Source organism: Mesorhizobium sp. 1M-11 (genome assembly GCF_001303895.1).
Classification (GTDB): Bacteria; Pseudomonadota; Alphaproteobacteria; order Rhizobiales; family Rhizobiaceae; genus Mesorhizobium.
In genome coordinates, this window is record NZ_LJSD01000051.1 from 100,610 (window position 1) to 122,526 (window position 21,917).

19 protein-coding genes and 1 pseudogene are annotated in these 21,917 nt (G+C 62.8%); 5 read left to right on the forward strand and 15 right to left on the reverse strand.

All coding sequences use genetic code 11. The features are described from left to right. Positions 1-180 precede the first annotated feature (180 nt). The 7 genes from AO692_RS21320 to AO692_RS21350 all read right to left on the reverse strand — a co-directional run bounded on the left by AO692_RS21320 (position 181) and on the right by AO692_RS21350 (position 11,743). Entirely contained in the window at positions 181-1,296 is a 1,116-nt protein-coding gene (locus tag AO692_RS21320; RefSeq protein ID WP_054312058.1) for a TIGR03364 family FAD-dependent oxidoreductase, read from the reverse strand. 34 nt (positions 1,297-1,330) lie between these two features. After that, positions 1,331-2,677 carry an aspartate aminotransferase family protein gene (locus AO692_RS21325; RefSeq protein ID WP_054312059.1) on the reverse strand — a complete coding sequence of 449 codons (1,347 nt, stop codon included), beginning with the start codon at positions 2,675-2,677 and terminating at the stop codon, positions 1,331-1,333. Positions 2,678-2,738: 61 nt separating this feature from the next. After that, complete coding sequence (locus tag AO692_RS21330; RefSeq protein WP_054312060.1) at positions 2,739-5,210, reverse strand: FAD-dependent oxidoreductase; 2,472 nt, start codon at positions 5,208-5,210, stop codon at positions 2,739-2,741. Between the two features lie 76 nt (positions 5,211-5,286). Beyond that, on the reverse strand, positions 5,287-6,741 hold the full coding sequence (gene phnY, locus AO692_RS21335; RefSeq protein ID WP_054312061.1) for a phosphonoacetaldehyde dehydrogenase: 1,455 nt from the start codon (positions 6,739-6,741) through the stop codon (positions 5,287-5,289). Between the two features lie 286 nt (positions 6,742-7,027). Beyond that, positions 7,028-8,287, reverse strand: a complete 1,260-nt coding sequence (gene phnA, locus AO692_RS21340) for a phosphonoacetate hydrolase (RefSeq protein WP_054312062.1) — start codon at positions 8,285-8,287, stop codon at positions 7,028-7,030. A 22-nt stretch (positions 8,288-8,309) separates the two neighbouring features. Next, complete coding sequence (locus AO692_RS21345; protein ID WP_054312063.1) at positions 8,310-9,500, reverse strand: 2-aminoethylphosphonate--pyruvate transaminase; 1,191 nt, start codon at positions 9,498-9,500, stop codon at positions 8,310-8,312. 590 nt (positions 9,501-10,090) lie between these two features. Then, positions 10,091-11,743: a Na/Pi cotransporter family protein gene (locus AO692_RS21350; protein ID WP_054312410.1), complete on the reverse strand. Its 1,653-nt coding sequence runs from the start codon at positions 11,741-11,743 to the stop codon at positions 10,091-10,093. A gap of 99 nt (positions 11,744-11,842) precedes the next feature. Between AO692_RS21350 and AO692_RS21355 the strand changes: the two genes are divergently transcribed. Further along, on the forward strand, positions 11,843-12,709 hold the full coding sequence (locus AO692_RS21355; RefSeq protein WP_054312064.1) for a LysR substrate-binding domain-containing protein: 867 nt from the start codon (positions 11,843-11,845) through the stop codon (positions 12,707-12,709). A 106-nt stretch (positions 12,710-12,815) separates the two neighbouring features. Further along, a complete protein-coding gene (locus AO692_RS33180; protein WP_161808099.1) occupies positions 12,816-12,989 on the forward strand; it encodes a hypothetical protein in 174 nt (57 codons plus the stop codon). Between the two features lie 205 nt (positions 12,990-13,194). Here the strand turns inward: AO692_RS33180 and AO692_RS21360 are convergent, their stop codons facing one another. After that, a complete protein-coding gene (locus tag AO692_RS21360; RefSeq protein WP_054312065.1) occupies positions 13,195-13,575 on the reverse strand; it encodes a hypothetical protein in 381 nt (126 codons plus the stop codon). A gap of 394 nt (positions 13,576-13,969) precedes the next feature. Between AO692_RS21360 and AO692_RS21365 the strand changes: the two genes are divergently transcribed. After that, positions 13,970-14,209 (forward strand): hypothetical protein, encoded by a 240-nt coding sequence (locus tag AO692_RS21365; RefSeq protein ID WP_054312411.1) that lies wholly within the window; start codon positions 13,970-13,972, stop codon positions 14,207-14,209. 87 nt (positions 14,210-14,296) lie between these two features. Continuing rightward, on the forward strand, positions 14,297-14,494 hold the full coding sequence (locus tag AO692_RS21370; RefSeq protein WP_054312066.1) for a hypothetical protein: 198 nt from the start codon (positions 14,297-14,299) through the stop codon (positions 14,492-14,494). Positions 14,495-14,657: 163 nt separating this feature from the next. Here the strand turns inward: AO692_RS21370 and AO692_RS33305 are convergent, their stop codons facing one another. Continuing rightward, positions 14,658-14,915, reverse strand: a complete 258-nt coding sequence (locus tag AO692_RS33305) for a hypothetical protein (protein ID WP_152979918.1) — start codon at positions 14,913-14,915, stop codon at positions 14,658-14,660. On the opposite strand from AO692_RS33305, the pseudogene AO692_RS33730 reads away from it, so the two are divergent. Beyond that, a pseudogene (locus AO692_RS33730) lies at positions 14,912-15,016 on the forward strand (LysR family transcriptional regulator); the annotation flags it as partial. The gene AO692_RS33305 and the pseudogene AO692_RS33730 overlap by 4 nt on opposite strands. Positions 15,017-15,046: 30 nt before the next feature. Here AO692_RS33730 and AO692_RS21375 read toward each other — a convergent pair. The 6 genes from AO692_RS21375 to AO692_RS21420 form a co-directional block, all read right to left on the reverse strand. Then, positions 15,047-15,490, reverse strand: a complete 444-nt coding sequence (locus AO692_RS21375) for a cupin domain-containing protein (RefSeq protein WP_054312067.1) — start codon at positions 15,488-15,490, stop codon at positions 15,047-15,049. A gap of 504 nt (positions 15,491-15,994) precedes the next feature. Continuing rightward, a complete protein-coding gene (locus tag AO692_RS21380; RefSeq protein WP_244483436.1) occupies positions 15,995-16,360 on the reverse strand; it encodes a DUF982 domain-containing protein in 366 nt (121 codons plus the stop codon). Positions 16,361-18,047: 1,687 nt separating this feature from the next. After that, positions 18,048-18,371, reverse strand: a complete 324-nt coding sequence (locus AO692_RS21400; RefSeq protein WP_054312072.1) for a hypothetical protein — start codon at positions 18,369-18,371, stop codon at positions 18,048-18,050. A 1,302-nt stretch (positions 18,372-19,673) separates the two neighbouring features. After that, positions 19,674-20,144: a GFA family protein gene (locus tag AO692_RS21415; protein WP_082407477.1), complete on the reverse strand. Its 471-nt coding sequence runs from the start codon at positions 20,142-20,144 to the stop codon at positions 19,674-19,676. A gap of 105 nt (positions 20,145-20,249) precedes the next feature. After that, positions 20,250-20,426 (reverse strand): hypothetical protein, encoded by a 177-nt coding sequence (locus AO692_RS33185; protein ID WP_161808100.1) that lies wholly within the window; start codon positions 20,424-20,426, stop codon positions 20,250-20,252. A 195-nt stretch (positions 20,427-20,621) separates the two neighbouring features. Continuing rightward, positions 20,622-21,827: an MFS transporter gene (locus AO692_RS21420; RefSeq protein ID WP_054312075.1), complete on the reverse strand. Its 1,206-nt coding sequence runs from the start codon at positions 21,825-21,827 to the stop codon at positions 20,622-20,624. Positions 21,828-21,917: the final 90 nt, after the last annotated feature.

Consider the following 21,917-nt stretch of genomic DNA (forward strand, 5'->3'; position numbering starts at 1 on the left):
AGGGCACTCGCTTATGAAGCCCTCAGATGAAAATCCCCTCTCTTGGATTTTCTACGACTTAGCCTGCGCCGCCCTAAAGGGCGTGCTCGTCTAAGATCGTGAAAATCCTTTCTCCCCCGCAAGGGGGGAGATAGAGGCGCCGGGCCTCCGCAAGGGCGGATCACCGCCTATCGGCCTCGCTCACCCAAACAACTCCGCCACCGTCTCCTCACCCAGCGCGAAGCCGGTGCTGGCGCCGGTGCCGGAGGTGACCATGACCAGCCGCACATCCTCATGCGGGGCGTCGCGGAAGGCGGCGTGGGTGGCGGAGGAGTAGGTGCCGGTCCAGCGCGCGGTCACCACCGGCGCGGCTTGCGGAAACAGCCGGGCGTATTCACCAAGGATCAGCCGGTCGACCGCGTCGGAAGCGAAGGGGTCGGGCGTCGGGCCGTAGTGGTGGGAATCGCCGATGACCAGCGAGCCGTCGGCGCTCTGGGTGACGATGAGATGCACGCCGTTGGCCAGCTCGCCGGCCTGCTCGCCTTCGAGCCGGCGCCTGAGCGCCGCCGCCTCGGGCAGCGCCGCGTAACCTTCATAGCGCAGCAGGCTGAGGTCGGAGACCAGGGCTGCATCCAGCCGGAAACCGGGATCGGCCAGGCGCAGCATCTGCAGCTTGCAGCGGCGCACGCCGTATTGCCCGATCCGTTCCGGAAAGAGGCTGGTCAGGTCGTCGCCCGGGCACACCGCCACCTTGGCGGCATGGACCGGTCCGGCGCTGGTCACCACCTTGCCGGGTTCGATCGCGCTGACGGCCACGCCGAAGCGGAATTCGACACCCAGTTGCTCGGCCAGGAAGGCGGTCAGTTTCGGCAAGACCTCGCGTGACTCGACACGCAGTTCAAACGGGCTGTAGAGACCGCCGGCTATTTCGGCGCCGTGCAAGGCTGGCAGCCGGGCGACGACTTCCGCCGGCGACAGCAGCCCGCATTCAGCACCGTCCGGGGTCGCGGCGAAGGCCTGCAGAACGGCAAGCGCCTCGGGCCGGCGGGCGACGACAAGCTTGCCGCGATGCAGGACGTCGAGCCCGGCCTGCCCGGCAAGGTCCAGCCAGATGGCGCGGCTGCGTTCGGCGCGCAGACGCGAGATGCCCGGCTCCTGCCCGCTGACCACGACCAGCCCGAAATTGCGGATCGAGGCGCCATTCGCCTGGACGTCGCGGTCGATGACCACGACACGCAGCCCGCGCCGTACCGCCGCGAGCGCATGGGCGAGCCCCACGATGCCGGCCCCGACCACCGCCAGATCATACTGCGCCACTGTCGTCTCCCGTCTTCCTGCTTGTTCTTGCCGCCTATCCCGCCAGTACGGCCCGCTCGACGATGGCCAGCGCGCGGTCGAGATCGGTGCGATCGATGACCAGCGGCGGCGACAGGGTCAGCACGTTGCCGGCGCTGACCTTGAAGCTCAGCCCCTCCTCCAGGCAGCGGTAGTAGACGCGCTCCGCGAGCTCCCGCGCCGGCCTGTAGCTGTCGCGGTCCTCGACCAGTTCGACGCCCATCATCAGGCCACGGCCGCGCACTTCGCCGACATGCGGCGAACGGCCGATCAGTTCGGCAAGCCGCCCCATGGCGTAGGTGCCAAGTTCGGCGGCGCGCCCGGCCAGCCCCTCTTCCTCGATGATGGCGATGGTGGTGAGCGCGGCGCGCGCCGTCACCGGGTTCTTCTCATGGGTGTAGTGGCCGATGGCGAAATCGCCGGCGACGTCGAGCGCGCGCCGCGCGATGACCGAGGCGATCGGCAGCACGCCGCCGCCCAGTGCCTTGCCCAGCACCAATATGTCGGGCGTGACGTCGTCATGCTGGTGCGAGAAGAACTTGCCGGTCTTGGCCAACCCGGTCGGGATCTCGTCGAAGATCAACAGCGTGCCGTGCCGGTTGCAGGCCTCGCGCACCGCCTTCCAGAAACCGGGCGCCGGCACCAGCGGCGTCGCGCGCATCGGCTCGGCGACGACGGCGGCGAAGTCACCCTCGCGGCCGAGCACATAGGAGATCATGCCGGCGCAGGCGCGGGCCGAGGCCTCGAGGCTGTCATGGCCGTAGGCGCAGTTGCGGCTGGCCCAGGGCGCGACGTGCTCGGCGCCGGTCATCAACGGCCCGGCGATCTGCGAACGGAAGGTCGCCTCGCCGCCGACACTGGCCGCGCCGAACCCGGCGCCGTGGAAGGCATCCCAGAAGGACAAGGTCTTGAAACGGCCGGTGGCGGCGCGCGCGATCTTCAGCGCCACCTCGATGGCGTCCGACCCGCCGGTGGTGAACAGCACTTTCGAGAGGTCCGCCGGCGCCAGTTGGCCGAGCTTCTCGGCAAGCTCGACAGCCGGCTCGTTGGCGAAGCGGCGTGGCGCGAAGGACAGCTCGTCGAGCTGCTGCTTGATGGCGGCGATCAGGCGCGGATGTGCATAGCCGATATGGTGGACGCTGTTGCCGTGGAAATCCATGTAGCGCCGGCCGGCCAGATCCTCGATCCAGATGCCCTCGGCCTTGGCAATGGTCGACACGCAGGGGCTGGATAGCGACTGGTGCAGGAAGGCATCGGCATCGCGCTTCAGCAGGTCGCGCGACGGCGCATGCTCCTGGCGCGCGTCCCAATCCCTGCGAGCCGGCGCCTTGTTGGATTCGCCTTCGGTATGGACGATCGTCATGTCCCGCTCTCAACGCCTCGCCGAAGCCATATGGTGGGCGTGCGCGCCACCATCGTCATTTTCAGGCAACTTTTTCCATCATCGCCGGCGGCCTGATCTTATGGCCCTTGGGATCGTAAGCCGGCTTCAGATGGACATGGGCACGATAGCGGACACCGGCGAGATCGATCTCGAAATCGCCCGTTGTGAGAAACGCCTTGTCCACGCCATTGGCACTTTCGACATGACCCAGCGCCACCGACCGGCCAAGGCTATGGCCGTAGGCGGCCGAACGCAGTTCGCCCACCGGCTTGCCATCACGCAGGATCAACTCGCCGCCCCAAAGCATCGGCGCGCTGTCTTCGAGCGTGAACTGGACGACACGCTTTGTCACCGGCTGTTCCTTTGCCGCGACGATGGCCTCCTTGCCTATGAAGCCTGAAGCCTTGGCGAGATCGACAGCGAAACCCAGACCGGCCTGCCATGGATTGATGTCCGGCGTAAGCTCGCGGCTCCAGGCGCGATAGCCCTTCTCGAGCCGAAGCGCTTCGAGGGCATAATATCCGGCGTCGACCAGGCCGAGATCGTCGCCCGCGCGGAACAGGGCTTCATAGACGCCGACCGCGAGCTCGGTCGGCACGATCAGCTCCCAGCCGAGTTCGCCGACATAGGTCATGCGGTTGGCTATGCAGACGCCGTAGCCCACATCGATCTGGCGGTGGGTCGCGAACGGAAAAGCCGCTTCGCAAAGATCCGCCGAACTGATGCGCGACAGGATCGTCCGGGCATTGGGGCCCATCAGGCCCAGTATGGCGTAAGACGAGGTGACGTCGGTCAGCACGGCATGAGCCCCGTCGGGTATGTTGCTGCTGATCCAGTCGAAGTCGCGGACGGGCTGCGCCGACCCGGTGACGACGAGAAACCGGTCATCGGCCAAACGCAAGACGGTCAGGTCACTCTCATAGCCACCCCTCGCATTGAACATGCCGGTATAGACGCTGCGTCCTACCGCGACATCGATATCGGCCCCGCACAAGCGGTTCAGGACCGCGCAGGCATCGCGCCCCTGCACCAGTATCTTGGCGAAGGAGGTCTGATCGAAGACCGCGACGGCCTCGCGCGTCGCCTTCATCTCGCGGCCTACGGCTTCATGCCAGTTCTGCCGGCCGAAACTGTATTCGGTGGCAGCCGTCTCACCGGCACTCGCGAACCAGTTGACCCGTTCCCAGCCCATCTTGGAGCCGAACACCGCGCCCTTGGCTTTGAGGATCTCGTAGAGCGGTGAACGCCGCAGCGGACGCGCAAGGTCGAGCTCCCGGTTCGGCCACGGCATCGCATAGTGGAGGCCGAGCGTTTCCTTGACCCGATCGTGCAGGAAACGCGGATTGTTGTTGAACGAAGCGAAGCGGCGGATGTCGACCGGCCAGAGGTCCATCGTCGGCTCGCCCTGGACGATCCATTCCGCCAGCGCCTTTCCGGCGCCGCCGGCGCTGGCGATGCCCATCGAGTTGAACCCGGCGCCTACGAAGAAGTTCTTCAGTTCCGGTGCTTCGCCGAGGATGAAGTTGTTGTCGGGCGTAAAACTCTCTGGTCCGTTGTAGAATTTCCTGACCTCGCTCTCGGCCATCTGCGGCACGCGAACCAGCGCATTCTCCATCAGGATCTCGAACTGGTCCCAGTCGTCGGGCAGAAGCGCGAATTCGAAATCGTCGGGAATGCCATCCATGCCCCAGGGCTTGGCTTGCGGTTCGAAACCACCCATGACCAGCCCGCCAACTTCCTCCTTGAAATATATATAGCCGTCGGGGTCGCGCATGACCGGAAGGTCCGGGTGCACTCCTTCGATTCGGCCGGTGACGATGTACATATGCTCAGCCGAGTGCAGCGGCACCGAGACGCCGCACATCAGGCCGATCTTGCGTGCCCATTGGCCCGCGCAGTTGACGACGATCTCGGCGGCGATGTCTCCCTGGTTGGTCGACACGCCGGTCGCGCGGCCGTTTTTCGTCCTGATGCCGGTGACCCTCACGCGCTCGACGATCCTGGCGCCTCCCATGCGGGCGCCCTTGGCCAGCGACTGGGTGAGGTCGGTTGGATTGGCCTTGCCATCACCCGGCAGCCAGACGGCACCGACAAGATCGTCGATCGCCATGACGGGCCAGAGGTTTCCGGCCTCCTCGGGCGTGATGACCTCGACGGCAACGCCTTGCGCCCGCGCCGACGCCGCGGTGCGCTTCAGCTGCGTCATACGGTCCTGCGTGCGCGCAACGCTGATCGAGCCGCAATTCTTCCAGCCCGTCGCCAGGCCGGTTTCCGCTTCCAGCCGGCCGTATAGCTCGGTCGAGTAGCGGACCAGTGTGGTCATGCTGGACTGGCTGCGCAACTGGCCGACCAACCCGGCTGCGTGCCAGGTGGTGCCGCCACTCAACTGGCCCTGCTCCAGCAGGACGACATCGGACCAACCCAATTTCGTCAGATGATAGGCGACCGAACAGCCGACAACGCCGCCGCCGATGATGACGACCCTGGCCTGGCTTGGAAGTTGGGATGGCATTGCACTGTCCTTTGAAAGGTTGAGGACGAGAGGCGGCCGCAAGGCACGCCCGCTTCATCAGGGCATCGAGTGGTGGCTACCAGGGCAGTGAGAAGGTCTTGACGTTGGTGAAGGATTTCATCGCCTCGATGACGCCTTCCTTGTAGCCGTTGCCGCTGTCCTTGATGCCGCCGAACGGGCTCATCTCGATGCGGTAGCCCGGCACCTCCCAGATGTTGACGGTGCCGACCTGCAGGCCGGAGATGTATTTCTGCATGCGGCGGAAATCATTGGTGCAGACACCCGAGGACAGTCCGAAGGCGGTGGAGTTGGACAGGGCGATCAGCGCGTCATCGTCATCGGGCGCGCGGATGATCGGCACGATCGGACCGAAGGTCTCTTCCATCACCAGTTCGGATTGATGCGGCACGCGGTCGACCACGATCGGCGGCAACAGCGCACCCTTGCGGCCAGGATTGTAGAGCACGTCCGCGCCCTGCTCCGCCGCCATGTGGACCCGGCGTTCGAACAGCGCGGCGGCCTTCTCATGCACGACGGTGCCGAGCTGCGTGGCGAGGTCCATCGGGTCGCCGAACACGATCTTTTTGGCGCGTTCCAGCACCATGGGCACGAAACGGTCGGCCACCTTCTCCTGCACCAGGATGCGCTTCACCGCCGTGCAGCGCTGGCCGGAATTCTTGGTGGCGCCGGCGACGGCCAGATCGGCCGCCTTGGCGAGATCGTCGTCGGAAAGATCGTTGAGGATGATCAGCGGATCGTTGCCGCCGAGCTCCAGCACCTGGCGCCGGTAGCCCGCCTTCGCTGCGATCATCTTGCCGACCGGCACGCCGCCGGTGAAGGTGATCAGCTCGATGTTGGGATTGGTGATCATCTCGTCGCCGATGTCCTTCGGCCAGCCGGTGACGACCGACAGCATCTGCGGCGGCAGGCCGGCCTCATAGAGGATGTCGGCCAGTACGAGGGCGGTCATCGGCGTCAGTTCGGTCGGCTTGACGACGACGCAGTTGTTGGTGGCGATCGCCGGCGCCACCTTGTGCGCCACCATGTTGAGCGGGTGGTTGAACGGCGTGATCGCCGAGATCGCCTTCAGCGGCTCGCGCAGCGTGAAGATCTTGCGCTGCTTGCCGTGCGGGGTGAGATCGCAGGAGAAGATCTGGCCGTCATCCTGGATCGCCATCTGGCCGGCCAGCGTGAACACGTCATAGGCGCGGCCGACCTCGTAGAGCGAATCCTGCTTGGAGATGCCGAGCTCCAGCGTGACCAGGTCGGAGATCTCCTCCTTGCGGGCGTTGAGCAGCTCGGCGGTCTTAAGCAGGATCTTCTGGCGCTCGTATCGCGTCAGCTTGGAGGTGTAGCCGGCGGCGATCGCGAAGGCTTCCCTGGCATGCGTGGCATTGCCGGCCGGAACCGTGCCGGCCACCGTGTCGTCCCAGGGGTAACGCACCTCGACGACATCGTCGGCATCGACCTTTTTGCCAGCGATGCGCATCGGCTCATGGCGGACTTTGATCGAGGTTTCAGCCTTGGTCATGGAAGGGCTCCTTGCCGCTCATGGAGCGGGAAAACACGTGTGGGGTTTGGCTTACTGGCGCTCCGGAATGAGAAGGGCAGGCGCTATAGCCCCCTCTCCGTCTCGGGCTTTGCCCGAGCCACCTCTCCCCCGCTTTGCGGGGGCGAGGAACCCAAGCTGGAAAAGCGCCGGCGTTCCGACAGTGGTTCCTCGCCCCTGCCGAAGGCGGGGGAGAGGTGGCTCACCCGCAGGGTGAGACGGAGAGGGGGTTCTTGCCATATGCGACTGCTCCACTTCCCCTGCCCGTTCACCCCGGCAACGCGGCTGCCATCACCGCGTAGTAGAAGGCGTCGAAATTGCGCAGCGTGGGCGCCTCGGGCTGGTTGGGAAGCACCCGGTTGGTGATGAAGGGAACCGCCTGCTCGGTGAGGCCGCCATGCGAACGCAGCGGCTCGTCGAGCGCTGCCAGATCGTGGCGGTGCTCCGAGGTGCCGATGGTCTTGTTTTCGCCGGAGACCATGATGATGTCGCCCATGCGGTCCTCGGGCAGTTCGAAGCGGGCGCAGCCTTCCTCGCGGCCGAGCACCACGGTGATGCCCTCGACCCTGGCAAGCCGCGCCATGATGTCGGCGCGATCGGCGCCCTTCGGCAGGTAGGCGGTGGCGAAGGAACCCAGCGCGCCGTGGTGCACCACATAGGGATCGGTGATCGGCAGGATGACGCGGGCGGCGTCCTTGCCCAGCCATTCGTCGAGCAGGTCCTGGACATAGACGACATTGGGCGTGCCGTCGGCATGATGCTTGGGCTTCATGCCATGGTCGGCGGTGACGACGATGGCCGCACCCAGCGCGTCGAGCTCTGCGAGATAGCGGTCGAACATGGCGTAGAAGTCGTTGGCCTGCTTCACGCCCGGCGCGTATTTGTGCTGCACGTAGTCGGTGGTGGTCAGGTACATGACGTCCGGCCGGAACTCCTTGAGCAGCTTGACGCCGGCGGCGAAGACGAATTCCGACAGCTCGGCGGAATAGACTTCCGGCACCGGGCGGCCGAGCCAGGCCGAGGCATTGTCGATGCCGTTGGCAGCCTTGGTGGTGGTGTCCGACTTCTCGGAGGAGAAGCAGATCGCGCGGTTGTCGCCATAGGCGAGGCCATGGCCGAGCAGCGCGCGCAGCTTGTCCTTGGCCGTCACCACCGCCACCTTGGCGCCGGCATCGTAGAAGGCCTTGAACACGGTCGGGGCGCGCAGGAACTTCGGATCGTTCATCATCACCTCCTCGCCCGTTTCCGGGTTGTAGAGGTAGTTGCCGCAGATGCCGTGCACGGCGGGCGGACGGCCGGTGGCGATCGAGAGGTTGTTGGGGTTGGTGAAGGACGGGATCACCGAATGCGCGGTGCGCACGGTGCCCCTCTCCTTGATCCGCTCCAGCGCCGGCATCAGCCCGGCCTTGATCGCCTCGTCGAGATAGGCGGGCTCGCAGCCGTCCAGGCAGATGGCGATGGCCGGCACCCGTGGCCAGGCATAGTCGCGGCCATTGGCCGACACGGTGACGGGGGACATCTGGTTCATCGGGGGTTCCTTTTGATCAGGTTCAGGCGGCGAGCTTGGCGCGTTCGGCCAAGGCTGCCTGGGGTGGTGCCGCGCTCGCGACGCCCATTTCGGCCAGCGACTGACGGGCGGCCTCGACGACGCGGCGCATGACATGTTCGTCCATCCGGCCGATGCAGCCGACCCGGAAGGAATCGACCACCGTCAGCTTGCCGGGATAGATGATGAAGCCCTTGTCCTTCATCAGCTCGTAGAAGCGTTCGAAGACAAAATTGCCGTCGGCCGGACAGAAGAAGGTGACGATGATCGGCGACAGCCAGCGGTCGGAGAGCAAGGTCTCGAAGCCGAGGTTGCGCATGCCTTCGACCATGACGTTGCGGTTCTGCATGTAGCGGGCGCCGCGCGCGGCGACGCCGCCTTCCGCCTCATGCATGCGCAGGGCTTCGAGGAAGGCGGCCACGACATGGGTGGGCGGAGTGAAGCGCCACTGGCCGGTCTTTTCCATCGCAGCCCATTGCGCATGGATGTCCAGCGACAGCGAGTGGCTGTTGCCCTTGGCCTTTTCCAGTTCGCTCTTCCTGGCGATGACGAAACCGAAGCCCGGCACGCCCTCGATGCATTTGTTGGCCGAGGAGACCATCGCCTCGTAGCGGATCCTGCCGACTTCGAGCGGGATGGCGCCGAAAGCGCTCATGGAATCGACCAGCAGCTTGCGGCCCCTGGCATAGGTCGCCTCGGAGATCTCGGCGACCGGGTTGAGGATGCCGGAACTCGTCTCGCAATGGATGGCGAGAACATGGGTAATAGCAGGATCGGCATCGAGAGCCGCACCCACCTCGTCGCCGCGCGGCGGCAGGTAGTCGCCCTTGTCGATCAGCGTGAAGGCACGGCCGAGATATTGCATGGTCTGGGCGGCGCGCAGGCCGTAGGCGCCGTTGGCCAGCACCAGCACCTTGCCGTCCTTCGGCACGAAGGAGCCGAGCATCGCTTCGACACAGAAGGAGCCGGAGCCCTGGATCGGCACGCAGTCATATTCGGATTTCGTGTCACCGATCAGCGCCAGCAGGCGCCGGCGCAGCTCCGCCGTCATCGCCCGAAAATCGCCGTCCCACGACCCCCAGTCGCGCAGCATCGCCTGCTTGACGGCGTAGGAGGTGGTGAGCGGTCCCGGCGTCAGCAGATAAGGCTCGCCCAGGGCCGGCGGATCGAAACCTTCCACGGGTGAAACTCGCATCGACTGTCCTCCACGGCGCTCATGCTATTGCGCTTCCATGTGAGGATTGTTGCAGAGAGCGAGATATCTGCAAAATCGTTATTTTGTATTCGAGTATAAGTGGAGTTTATGGATTTCATTCCCGCGGAAAGCGCCTCTATCTTCCCCCTTGCGGGGGAGAAAGCGATTTCAGCATCTTAGACGAGCACGCCCGCAGGGCGGCGCAGGCTAAGTGCCAGAAATCGCAAGAGAGGGGATTTGCCCGCACAACGCTGGCGATCTGCTCTCAAAACACCCTGCTTCGGAGAGCGGAAGAAGGCTCCCACCTATGAAACCCCTCAGCTGAAGATCCCCTCTCTTGGATTTTCTACGACTTAGACTGCGCCGCCCTGCGGGCGTGCTCGCTAAGATCGTGAAAATCCTTTCTCCCCCGCAAGGGGGGAGATAGAGGCGCCGCGCCTTCAGAAAGGGGATCGTCTTAGGTGGATGGGATTGTGTAAATTGAACGCCAGCGCAGCGAACAAGCGCGGCGCTGGTATCTCCCCCCCTTGCGGAGGAGATAGCAGTCGCACCGCTCCAGCTCCGATAATCAAAGCCGGCGGCCAACCCCCTCACCCCACCCGCACCAGACGGCTGCTGGCGAGGTCGCCGGTGCGGGTCAGCAGCGGATAGGCGGTGGCGACCAGCAGCGAGTTGATCTCCTTGAAGGCGCGCACGGCTTCGAGGTGAATGTCGCTGGTTTCGATGCTTTCGATCTTGCCCGACTGCAGCCGGCTGAGGTGACGCTCGTGGCTCGCGCGCTGCATGGCGCGGATGTGCTCCTTCTCGGCGACAAGCTGGCGCGCGGAGGCGACGTCGTTGGAGATCAGCACATTCAGCGCCAGCTGCATGTTTTCCACCACGCGCGCGTGCAATTCGTCGAGCTCGTGCAAACCCTCGGCGGAGAACTGCAGCGCCTTCTCGGCCCGCTCGGAGGCCAGGGCCAGAAGGTTCTTGGCGACGATGTCGCCGGCATACTCGAAATTGATGGCGACGTCGGTGAGCTCGATGCCGCGGCGCGCCTCGTCGGCGGTCAGCTGACCGCGATTGACCTCGGCGATGTAGAGCTTGATGCCGGTGTGGGTGTCGTTGATCTCGTCGTCGAGGCCGCGCAGGCCGGCGATCTGATCGGACGTTCCTGAGCGGAACATGTCCATGACCGGCCGGAACATCTGCTCGACAAGCTCGCCCATGCGCAAAAGTTCGCGTGTCGCGCTGGCCAGCGCCAGCGTCGGGGTGGCGATGACCGAACGGTCGAGCGCACTGAGCCGCTGGCGGGCGGTCTCGCCCTCCGGCTCCTGCGTGATGCGCGTCGCCAGCCGGGCCACCGGCTTGACAAAAGGCAGGCAGGCCAGGGCCAGCACGGCATTGAAGGCCAGATGGAAATCGACCAGCGCCGTCGCCGGATCCAGCCCGCGCATCAAGGCGGGCACGCCGAAGGTTTCGATGGCGATGAGCGCGATCACGGCGGCAACTGTACGAAACAGCAGGTTGCCGAGCGGCAGACGCTGCGCTGCCCTGTCCATGGAGCGCGACAGCCAGAAGGCGATCAGCCCGCTGCCGATATTGGCGCCGAGGATCAGCGGCACGCCCGCCTCCAGCGGAATGACGCCCTGGGCGGCGAAAGCCGAGATCATCAGGATCGCCGCCACGCTGGAGTGTATCAGCCAGGTGAAGAGCGCGCCGAGCAGCACGGCCATCATGGCGTCGCCGGCGAGATAGCCCGAGATCGCCGGCAACAGGGCGGCGTGGCGCAGCGGCCCCGTCGCCTCGCCGATGAACCGCAGCGACAAAAGGATGAAGCCGATGCCCAGCACCATGCGCCCGGTTTCGCGCAGCCTCTCGCCGGAGAGCTTCAGATGCATGATGCCGCCGACAGCCAGGCAGACCGGGACCAGCCAGCCGAGGTCGAAGGACAGGATTCGCACGACCAGCGCCGAGCCGAAATCGGCGCCGAGCAGCAGCGCGAGCCCCACCGGCACGGCGAGCAGGCCGCTGGCGACGAAGCCGCAGGCGATCATCGCCACCGCCGTCGAGCTCTGCAGCATCACCGCCATCGCGGCACCGCCGGCAACGGCGCGGATTATGCCGCCTTTCGCTTCGCCGAACAGCCGCCGCAGCAGCCCGGCATAGGCGCGCTCCATGCCGGTGCGCACCATATGCACGGCATAGAGCAGCAGCAGGGTCGCGCCGGCGAGATGAAGCAGGAGAAGTGAAAAATGCATGGCCGGCATCCCGTGGCTCAAAAAAGATCGGCCGGGCCTTTACATAAGTCAATTCGTTAGTTTCTATGGTTGGATCGGCTGATCTTATGGATGAATGCGATGCGATACGTGCAGTTGCGGGCCTTCCACTATGTAGCCGTCTGCGGCGGCTTCTCGCGCGCCGCCGAGACCCTGTTCCTGACCCAGCCGGCGATTTCCGACCAGGTGCGCAAGCTGGAGGAAGAGTATGACGTGCTGCTCTTCAACCGCCACAAGAAGCAGGTGACGCTGACCGCTCAGGGGGAAAGACTGCTCGAAATGACGCACCGCATGTTCGACAACGAGCAGCAGGCCAGCGACCTGCTTTCGGAGTCGCGCGCGCTGCGCGCCGGCACGCTGCGCATCATCGCGGATGCCGCGCACCACCTGCTGCACGTGCTGGCGGCCTTCCGGGCGAAATATCCGGGCGTGCAGGTGTCGCTGCGCGCCGGCAACACCGAAACGGTGATCGCCGGGCTCTACGCCTATGAGGCGGATATGGGCGTGCTGGGCGAGATCCCGGAAAGCTCCGACTTCCAGATCCTGAAGCTCAATTCATCGCCGATCATCGCCTTCGTCGCCCACAACCACCCGCTGGCCAGCGCCAAGCGGCTGTCCCTGGCCGACATCGTCACGCACCCGCTGGTGCTGCGCGAACGCGGCTCGAAAACCCGCTTCAAGCTGGAGGCCATGGCCGCCGAGATGCGCGTCGACATCAAACCCGCGATCGAGGCCGAAGGCCGCGAGGCGGTGCGCGAGATCGTGGCCTCCGGCGCCGGCGTCGGCTTCGTCACCCGCGCCGAGTTCGGCTATGACGGCAGGCTCAAGCCGATCCAGATCGACGCGCCCGAAGTGCTGATGGACGAAGCCCTGATCTGCCTGCGCGAACGTTCCAGCGGCAAGCTGGTCAAGGCGTTCTGGGACCTGGCGATGAGCTTGCCGAGTTGAGGGACTTGGCGCGCCTTTGCCGGCTTAAGAACAGCAAGCCTCCAGCTGCATTCCCTTGGAGGAGAGAGCGGAATGAGCGGCGCGCGGCAAGGTGGAGGAGAGTGGCATGAGTTTCCCGCTCTTCCTTGTGGTTTTCACGACCGCGATCTCCTCCGCCGCCATCGCGATCATGGGCAGAATGCCTTTCCCTCCGCTTCTGATATGGGTGGGCCGGATGATTGTGATCCTGGTCGCTGGCGCAACGATCTACGCCGGGTTGCAAGCGCAGTCGGGACAGTGAGACCAGAGGCACGAGGATGCGGGACATGCAGCAGGTGTCGCGTGCGGCAAGGCGGCGGAACGCGGCATAAAGTTCCCTCCGCCCGAACGTGCTTTCGTCTGCCTGGCTTTGCCGGTATGGGTGGACCTCGCTCGTCCCATCGCCCTTTCGACACACCCGTGACGTCCGGCTGATCTACAGAACCAGGAGCGGCGGACGGACGAGGTTAGCTGTCGTCTGGATTGTCGACTGCGCAGCCTACGCCGTTGCACCCCTGGTAGTTGCCTTGGGTGTCAAAGTTTGGATTGCCGTCCCTGTCGTAGCTTGGGCGGGTGTCGATGGCGTCGTCATTGTTGCGGCGGGCGGCCTTGCGGTCTTTCTCGCGTTGTTCCCGGTCGTGGAGACGGTCGAGATATCTCTGGTCGTCTTCATCGCGTTGAGCGTTTTGTTTCATCATGCAGTTCGCGAAGGCGTCAGTCCCCGGCTCGAAGCCAAAGGAAGAGCACTTGTTCTGATCCGCCGCGCGTTGATCTTCTGCGCTGACGCAACCTGCTGCGGCCAATGGGAGAAGCGCGAGCAGTAGATATCTCGCCTTGAATGCTGGCATCGTCATGTTCCTGGTTGTTGCTTGAACGCCGCGTTCAGTGCTGGATCGGCTCTCTTGAAATCAGCAACAGGGTCGGAGCCCTGCAATGCAGCGCAGAAGGTTAAAGAAAGTGCTGTTGTAGAAAAAAGTACATATCGCTTGAATTATCCATCAACCGAGCAATGCGAATACTAGCCGCCATTATACGAAGGATTCAATCGGCTGTCGGTATTTACCGTTAGCGTAAGGTTGACGGTTGCCTGCGGGAGGCGTCGGCTTCGTCACCCGGGCCAAGTTCGGCTATGACGGCAGGCTTAAGCCGATCCAGATCGCTGAAAAGAACCGAGGAAAAGGCTAAGCTGGAGGCAGCCATCGCCGCACGCGAGGCCAGGAAGCGGAAGGTCGCGTGATCGCCATGGACACTATTGAGGCCCACAAGCACAGCATCTGCCATCGACAGGAGATCGAAGCCAGCCAAAAATGCGGCTGCTTCTACTGTATGGAGATATACGGCCCTGACGCTATCACCGAGTGGGTTGATGGTGCCAATACTGCACTTTGCCCGAAGTGCAGTATCGATTCAGTCATCGGCGATGCGTCCGGGTATCCGATAGATACCGATTTCTTGAAGCGGATGAACCAACATTGGTTTTGATCCCTACGGGTCAAAACGGCCACCCAAGGCAAGAGAGTTTCCTTCCACTTCCTTTCAACTATAGTCGCTGGTTGATAGGAGATTCCGATGGTCCTTTTCTGGTTTGATCAGCAAGAACGCCTGAAAACGGCAAAGGGCAAGGAACTGCTCTCCTCAGACCGGAGAGGAGAGATCGCGCCCACCAACGTCGCCGCAGCGCCAAAGCCTGTTGAGGGCAAGATCGCAGTCAGGATTGGATCTGACGGCAGGCCGGTGGTTGTCATCAAGGACGGACCTGCAAGCTGATAGTGCTTCGTCGTCGATGGCGGCAACGGCATGCGAAGCTCAGGGGCTAACTGGCAGTCGGTGAAAGGCCGGCCCGTTGCAGCAAGCCGTAAGATCCAACGCCTGTTCGTCACGCTTCGACAGGCAAGCGCAAGAAACAGGCAGCACAGTCGGAGCTATCCAGCTATTTCCGCTGGACCATGAACCCACCGGCGGCGCCAATCGAAATCCCGATGGCGATCCCAAGGGGGAGGTTGTCCATGGCCGTGCCGATGACGGCACCGACGCCGACCCCGATTGCAACGCCAAGTGCCATGGCGCCCATCTTCGTTGGACACCATGTCCTTTTTGCGGGCAAGGCTTCCAATAATAGAATGGCGAACCTCGTCTCGCGGCAGCGCTGGCGGCTCGGGCCACTGAAATGCGCGTCGATCTGATCCAACGATCGAAGCCGAAGGGCGCCGGGCCGTGCGCGAGATCGTGGCCTCAAGCGCCAGCGTCGGTTTCTTCGCCCGGGCCGAGTTCGGCTCTGATGGCCGGCTGGTGTCGCTAAGCGACAACAAGGACAATGCCTCAGCCGCCGAGTGGCGGACCGGTGAAACGCAGGCCGCGGCGCGCGGCTGAAGCGGCGATCTGGTCCATGTCCTGCGGAATGCGGAAACGGCCCTTTGCCATATCCGCGAAGAAGGCCTCGAACCCGCCGGGGCTTAGTATGACGAAATGGCGGCAGGGTTCGTCGCCGAGGACACGGAAGGTGTGCTCGCGACCGCGCGACATGAAAGCGGTCTCGCCCGCCTTCTTCGTGAAGCTCTGCCCTTCCAGCCAGAATTCGCACGCGCCGCTCATCAGGATGAAGGTCTCGTCCTCGCGTTCATGCACATGGCGGGGAGGTCCGCTCCCGGCGGGACTGAGACTGTCGACAATGGAGACGGCACCTGCCGTTTCGGAAACGGGCAGGATCACCCTGTACCGAACGCCAAGCCATTCCATGACATCAGGGCCGGAAAGCTCCTGCATCGATGCCCCCTCGCTTCGCCCGAGTGCTCTCAGCAAACCACACACGGGGCGGGCCGACAAGCAAGACTCCGGGTGTTTGCGTGGATGCGTCAAACGATGCATCCAGCCAATTGCATCAAGCCTCCTGCGGACGAACGCCGGGCAAAGAAACACCAGAAGTAGAAAGGCGTCCGGCGGCCTGTCAGAAACGAGTGCCGAGGTGGATCCTGTTCAACATCGCGCATGCTGCTTCGGCGCGAAACAGGGACAGGTTGACCAGCTTGCGTCCGTCCAGCTCTGCCGCCTGGTCGAGAGCGTTGTCCCAGACTTTCCAGGTGCCGGCAGGCTCCTGAATGCATTCATACCGGGATCGGCTGGCCGAGCCTCGCTGTCCAAGCTTCCCAGTTTTGCGTTGAAGCGGGCGCAACAGTACAACTCGCCTTGTCGACAGAGGCTCCGCCGGCGCTGCTCGCATTTGTTCGGATGATGGAGGCGGCGGAGTGCCCCCTTGATCCGCGTTACAGATCAAGCGGACAACCATTCCTCGGCAGCCTTTGCCGCTGCAAGTTCCAGCGCTTCAGGGGCAAGGATGCCCGCTCTCCTGGCGAAGGCTTCAAACGAAATCCGGGCCACGGACACACTGCCGCCGTTGAGAGCCGCGCCAACCGCGGCAAAAGCCTGGGCGTGGGTAGGGCTTCGCGAACCGACCCATTCGTTGAGAATTTCATAGGCCTCTTCGACGGATTCCACATCCATGGGAAATCCAAGACCGACAAAAATGGAAACAGGCTTCGCGAAAGGCTTCATGGGGCTACCTCGTTTCTGAGCGATACCGAGATTATCCGGCTTGCCGAGAACGAGCGATCCAACACTTCGTTGCAGGAATGTCATCCCTTCGGAGGAAGGGCATGAACGCGCACTTCCGCAACTCGCTTTGCCGGCAAAGGCTTCGCCGGTACAGCTCGCCCGTTTGGGTGATGGAGGCGGCAGAATGAATTCAGGCCGGGTTTCGTCCCGTCTTCGACGCGCGTCCGTGAAGTTCGGCGGATGTACAAAATTCGAGCCCTTGACCCGGCGCCGGTCGCATCTCAAGCGTGCCAAGGAAGAGGCGAAGTTGGCGGCCGCCGTTGAGGCTCGGCTCGCCAGGAAGAGGGAGAAGCAGGCGTCTTAGAAATCGCTCGATCGCTTACTTTGGCCAAAGCCAATGGAAAAGAAGGATGAGCCCGCCAAGAACGAAGGGCAGCGCAATACGCTGTTCCATCGGTAGTCGTCCGCTTTCAACATCGTGGCGCTTTCGCTGTTCTTCCAATCCATCGAAGACGTGAGTTAGAGGGCGATCTCGAAAGTGGACAGCATCCGCGTCGGGCCTCGGAGCATGTCTTGCCCTGGTCTCGACAATGCGATCTTCGAGCTTTTGTAGTTGTGCTCTTGGTTCGTCGCTCATGGCGATATGAAAGACACTGGCGGATGCATTGCGCAATAGGCGCGTGATGCGCCAGAAGCAGGCGGCTTAGCGGCTACTCGTACGATTGGGGAACTCTTCGGAGAACTCGTAGATCGCTCTCTGTGAAGCACTCGCGGTAAAAATGTTCGTTCTCCGTAAGAGGCAGGGGGTCGCCCCGCCAGTATGCCCTAGCCCAATCGAAACCAAGCGCCCCCATCGGCTGAACGCGCCGATGGTCCGCTTCCGCCACAGCTGCCTTGGGAATGGTGAGCTCGACTTCGTACAGATTGTAGAAGTGAAGCTTCTGTATGTTGGCATATGTGTCAGCTTGTTCCTTCGTATTGAAGAAGAAAGCCGAGCTAAGGCGCGACGGCGATTCGGCACACTCAGTCGAGCGGATGTGCTCCAGTACGCTTTCAATCAAGCCTTGCCCATGTCCCATGCCAGCTGTCGTTAGGATACGACCATAATTCCCAGATCGGAGAATCGACCCCTCCGAGAAATGCCTGCGACCAATGAAACGCCAATGCCCCTTCTCCCCAATCCCCGTCATGAGAGCTTCGCCCAGGCGCTAGCGAAGGGCAGCCGATGCCCAAGACGAGTAGCGATTGGACTGAGATAGCGCACGAAAGAAACCCGAACTATATCGTTCGTACAAGATGCTAGCCCAATCGCAGATCAGCCGCTCTGACGGCGAAACTGATCTCCTGTAGTCAAACGTTTTGCGGATGCCACCTTCGGCAAGCTCTTGCTCAGCATGTGTATATTTGGGGCTCCCATCAGAGAACCGAACGTACATATAAGCGAACAACAGCAAGTGGCGTTTCCCCATGGTACGGGCACGACAATCAATTGCGGTCACCGCATCCTGAACGACATCGAAATCACACGAGCGGATTGCCCTTTCGAGACGAACGAAGTCCAGGAAGAGTCGAGTGTCGGTGATCGTCAGTCGGCCATCATCAAAATTGCTAACGCCATGCCCTTCGAGCTTTCTTCTCACGTACTTGTATATTGGCTCCGGCATCGGGTTCCGTCTGTTTGAAAACAATCAAAGGTAATCAAACGTGGCTCGCTGTGGCAAGCGACAGCGCTGCGGTTGCCCGCCGAGCAATCTTCCCGTGCGGTCAGGTGTTATTCATCCCAGATTTCGCGCAGACTTCTTCCCAGAGGGATGTGGTCCGCGAGACTGATCCCGTCCAAGTCAAACTCGATCGCGCGGTCTTTGGCTATGCCCCTGAGATCGATACCGATGACGGTAATGGCATTGAGCAGACATTGAAACTCGGTGAGACCCGGTAGTTTCTTGGTTCTCGGCTGCTTTCCGTCTTCAGATAGCACTACTCGCACCGATCTGAAGCCATCCTTCTCCTGGTCAAACCCGAAGATGGAGAATGTGACGGACACCGTCCCATCTGTGCTTGCGAACTTTTCTTCGACAATGAGCGCGTTTCTCAATGCCCATTCTCCCCAATGCCCGTCATGAGAGCTTCGCTTAAATCGCTAACCGGGGGAAGTACCGCGTTGGCCAACGTGAATGCGTCGCACTAATCGCCAATACCCGTAGATTAGGAATGCGCTGAACACCGCCCAGGCCCAAGGGAAGGCAGCGTACCAAAAGAACTCAAATCGGGGCAGAAAATCCACGCTAGAATTCCAACCGGCGTGAAGGAGCGTGCAGAACGCCAGAGCTGGCCAAACATGTCGCACGACCGCATACAGGACCGAAGTGTAGACGTGGAAGAGGCTAGAGCCGACAACCACTGAGACGCTGCCAAGCAAAGCTAGAAGCGGCGAGGCCCCCAGCTCAAGAGTATGGGGGTACACGTCGGGCCATTTCATCAGACATTCTGCGGCAAAAAAGACGAAGTAGGACGGGATCCGAAACCATGTATTCTTGAACAGGGACACGATGCCAAGCTTTATCAGCTCTTCCAAGGCTGCCCAAAAGACGATTTCCGGCATATGAATCTAATTCCACCCATCCCTATGTGAGAGCTTCGCCCAGGCGCTGGCAAAGGGCAAGGAAGAGGATCAGTTCAGCTTCTTAGTCCACGGCAAGTTTTGATACCTTCCGCCGAACATTCTCAATGCGCCGTAACCCGCCAATGGTAATGAAGCGCCTGCGATGATCGACGCGGCTCCTTTGAGCTCTCCAGCCACAACGCCTGACACCCATGCGGCACATGATAAGCAAAAGAGCGCGAGAACTAACAGCCTCAGCCACACTGGGTTTGGTCTGCCGGTCGCCATTGCTTCTCCGCAGCGAACATATCGAAGGGTAAGTCAGATTGACGCTCACTGACAAGCAGCAGCGCTTCGTCACGGAATATCTAGTCCGCTAGCCTCACCTTACTTGCATAGACACCACTACTTGTACCTAGTCCTGTGACGACGATGCGGGCGCCTGGAGAAAGCTGCTGCCTGAGTTCGTCCGGGACCCCACAAAGCCGATCTAGCAGAAATGGGAGCCCTTGCAGCCCGACGGGCTTGCGGCACCCTTTTGACCCAATGCTGTCGGCGTCCGTGACAGTGAACGTATGTTCAACTTGCTGCCCTGCGATCAAGGCAATAACCATCGGAGCTGCAACGAGGACGAGGTTCCTTCCGGCGAAAAAGCCGAGGAACACAGCACCGCAGATGGCCACTAGCCTTTTGAAGCTTGGTCCCGGCCCCTCAACTCTAACGGTAAAAACGCTCGCGAGAAGCAAGATGGCACGCGGCGGCAAGAGAGATGGCGCAGGGCGAAAGCCTGGTGCATCAGCCAGCATCCCCCTCGAACTGTTCGGCCGACCGCAGCGGATGGAGCCAATGCTCCCGGCGCTTCGTCCAGATCTCGTATCCGGGGGTGATATCGGTCGGTGCCCGATCCAGCGTGCCAGCCATGATCTCCGCCTCACCGGGCCGCAGCGAAAACACCCGGGACCCGCAGGAAGGACAGAAGCTCCTGCCTTCATAGGTCTTCGTCGGACCCGTGCATGCGAAAGCCGAGCGGTCCCAGATCGAGAACATGGCGAATGCGCTGCCGCTGGTGCGACGGCAGTCGTGGCAATGGCAGAGACCGGTCCGGATCGGTTCGCCCTTGACGGTGAACTTCACCGCGCCGCAAAGACACGATCCGGTGATGGTCTTTCCCTTGCGGAACGCTGCGCCTTTCCGCAGCGCCGGCGTGCCGGCCGCATCGGTTTCGTTGATCGCGGTGTCCTTCTCCAGGTTCCTGACCTTTGCCATGGATCGATCTCCTCTGGCGACCGAACGGCTGACCCGAAAACACGTTCCAACGGACAGGAGCAGAGATCACCACGGCGCGAAGAAGCGGCCGGGACAGGCGGCCTGTCAGAAACGGGCGCCGAGGTGGATCCTGTTGAGGATCGAGCATGCCGCTTCGGCGCGAAACAGGGATCGGTTGACCAGTTTCTGTCCGTCCAGCTCCGCCGCCCGGTCGAGAACGTTGTCCCAGACCTTCCAGGTGCCGTCAGGCTCCTGAATGCATTCGTATCGGGGTCGGCCCATCCTTGCGAAGCCTCGCTGTCCAAACCTCCCAGTTTTGCGGTGAAGCGGGGGCACATAAGGCAACTTGCAGCGGCTGTCAGGTCTCGAATTGCCTGTTGGTACGAAAGTAGGAGGTGTGAAGCGGGCTGGCGATCGCTGAAGTCGGTTGCCTGAAAACACGAAAGCCCGCCCCGGACGGCCGGGGCGGGCGATATCTCAAAACCCCTTGCCCTGCTGTTCGGATCGACCAGCGGGACCGCCGGTTCGCTCCTGCATCTTGGGCAACACCAGTAGCAGCGCGACCGACAGGAGATGGATCGCACTGACCACCAGGGCGAGCGAGGAGAGCCCCTTCGCGATGAACGGCGCCGCGGCGACTGTGCCGAGCGTGGTCATCATGAAGATGAAGAAGACGATCAGCGCCGAGCCGCGCGCATTGTTGCTGCCCGAGGCGACGATGCCGCGATAGAAGCCGAGCGGGCCGCGCAGGCCAAGGCCGATCGCCATCGGCATGAACAGCAGCGCAAGCATCAGCGTGTTCGTGCCGCCGGCGAGACCGTAGGCAAGCAGGGCCAATGCGCTCACAGCGCCCAGCACCGTGCCGAACAGGATCACGGTCTCGGTGCCGAAGCGTTCGGAGATCCGCGCGGTGAGATTGGCAGCAATGATGAAGCCGGCGACGTTGATGACCTGCATGACGATGAAGTCGTTCAACGTTCCGCCCATCGTGCCGACGATCACGACCGGAGCACCGAACACGAAAGCGATGAGGCCGCCGAGCGTCATCGCCTGGCTCAGCGCGTAGCGCATGAAGACACGATCCGTCAGCAATTGGGTGTAGCTGCCGCGCGCGCCGGCATTGCGCTCTTCTCGCGGCAGGCCGACAACCGCGATCAGCATCGCCGCAAGCGCGGTCAGCAGGGCAAGCAGCGCGAAGGACGACGGCCATCCGAAATGCGCAAGCAGGGCCACGCCGGCAATGGGCGCCAGCGCCGGAACCAGCGACTCGACGCTGCCGATGAAACCGATTGCCCGCACGGCAGCCCGATCGTCGAACAGCTGGCGGATGATGCCCGGGGCGAAGACGGGCGCGGCGGCAGCCGCCACCCCTTGCATGAAACGCAGCCCGATCAGGATTGCGATGGTCGGCGACAGGGAACAGGCGACAGAGGCGGCCGCAAAGCCTGCGAGCGCCGAGACAAGCAGGGGCTTGCGCCTGAAATGGTCCGCCAGCCAGCCGAACAGCAGCAAGCCGACGCCACTGCCCGCGACGTAGGCGGCGAGCACCAGCTGCGCGGTTGCCTCGCTGGTGGCGAAGATGGCCGGCAATTGCGGCACGGCCGGCAGGACGAGGTCGGTTCCGGCGAGCGAAAGCGCCGTGCACAGGATCAGGACCGTGAAGGTGACAAGGCGGTATGTCATGGCCGGCGCTCCCGCCAGCTCGAAATAAGCGTGATCATGACTTGGTCTTCAGTTGTTCGGGTGGCCTGTCTCTTTCGCCTCCGGGCGGGA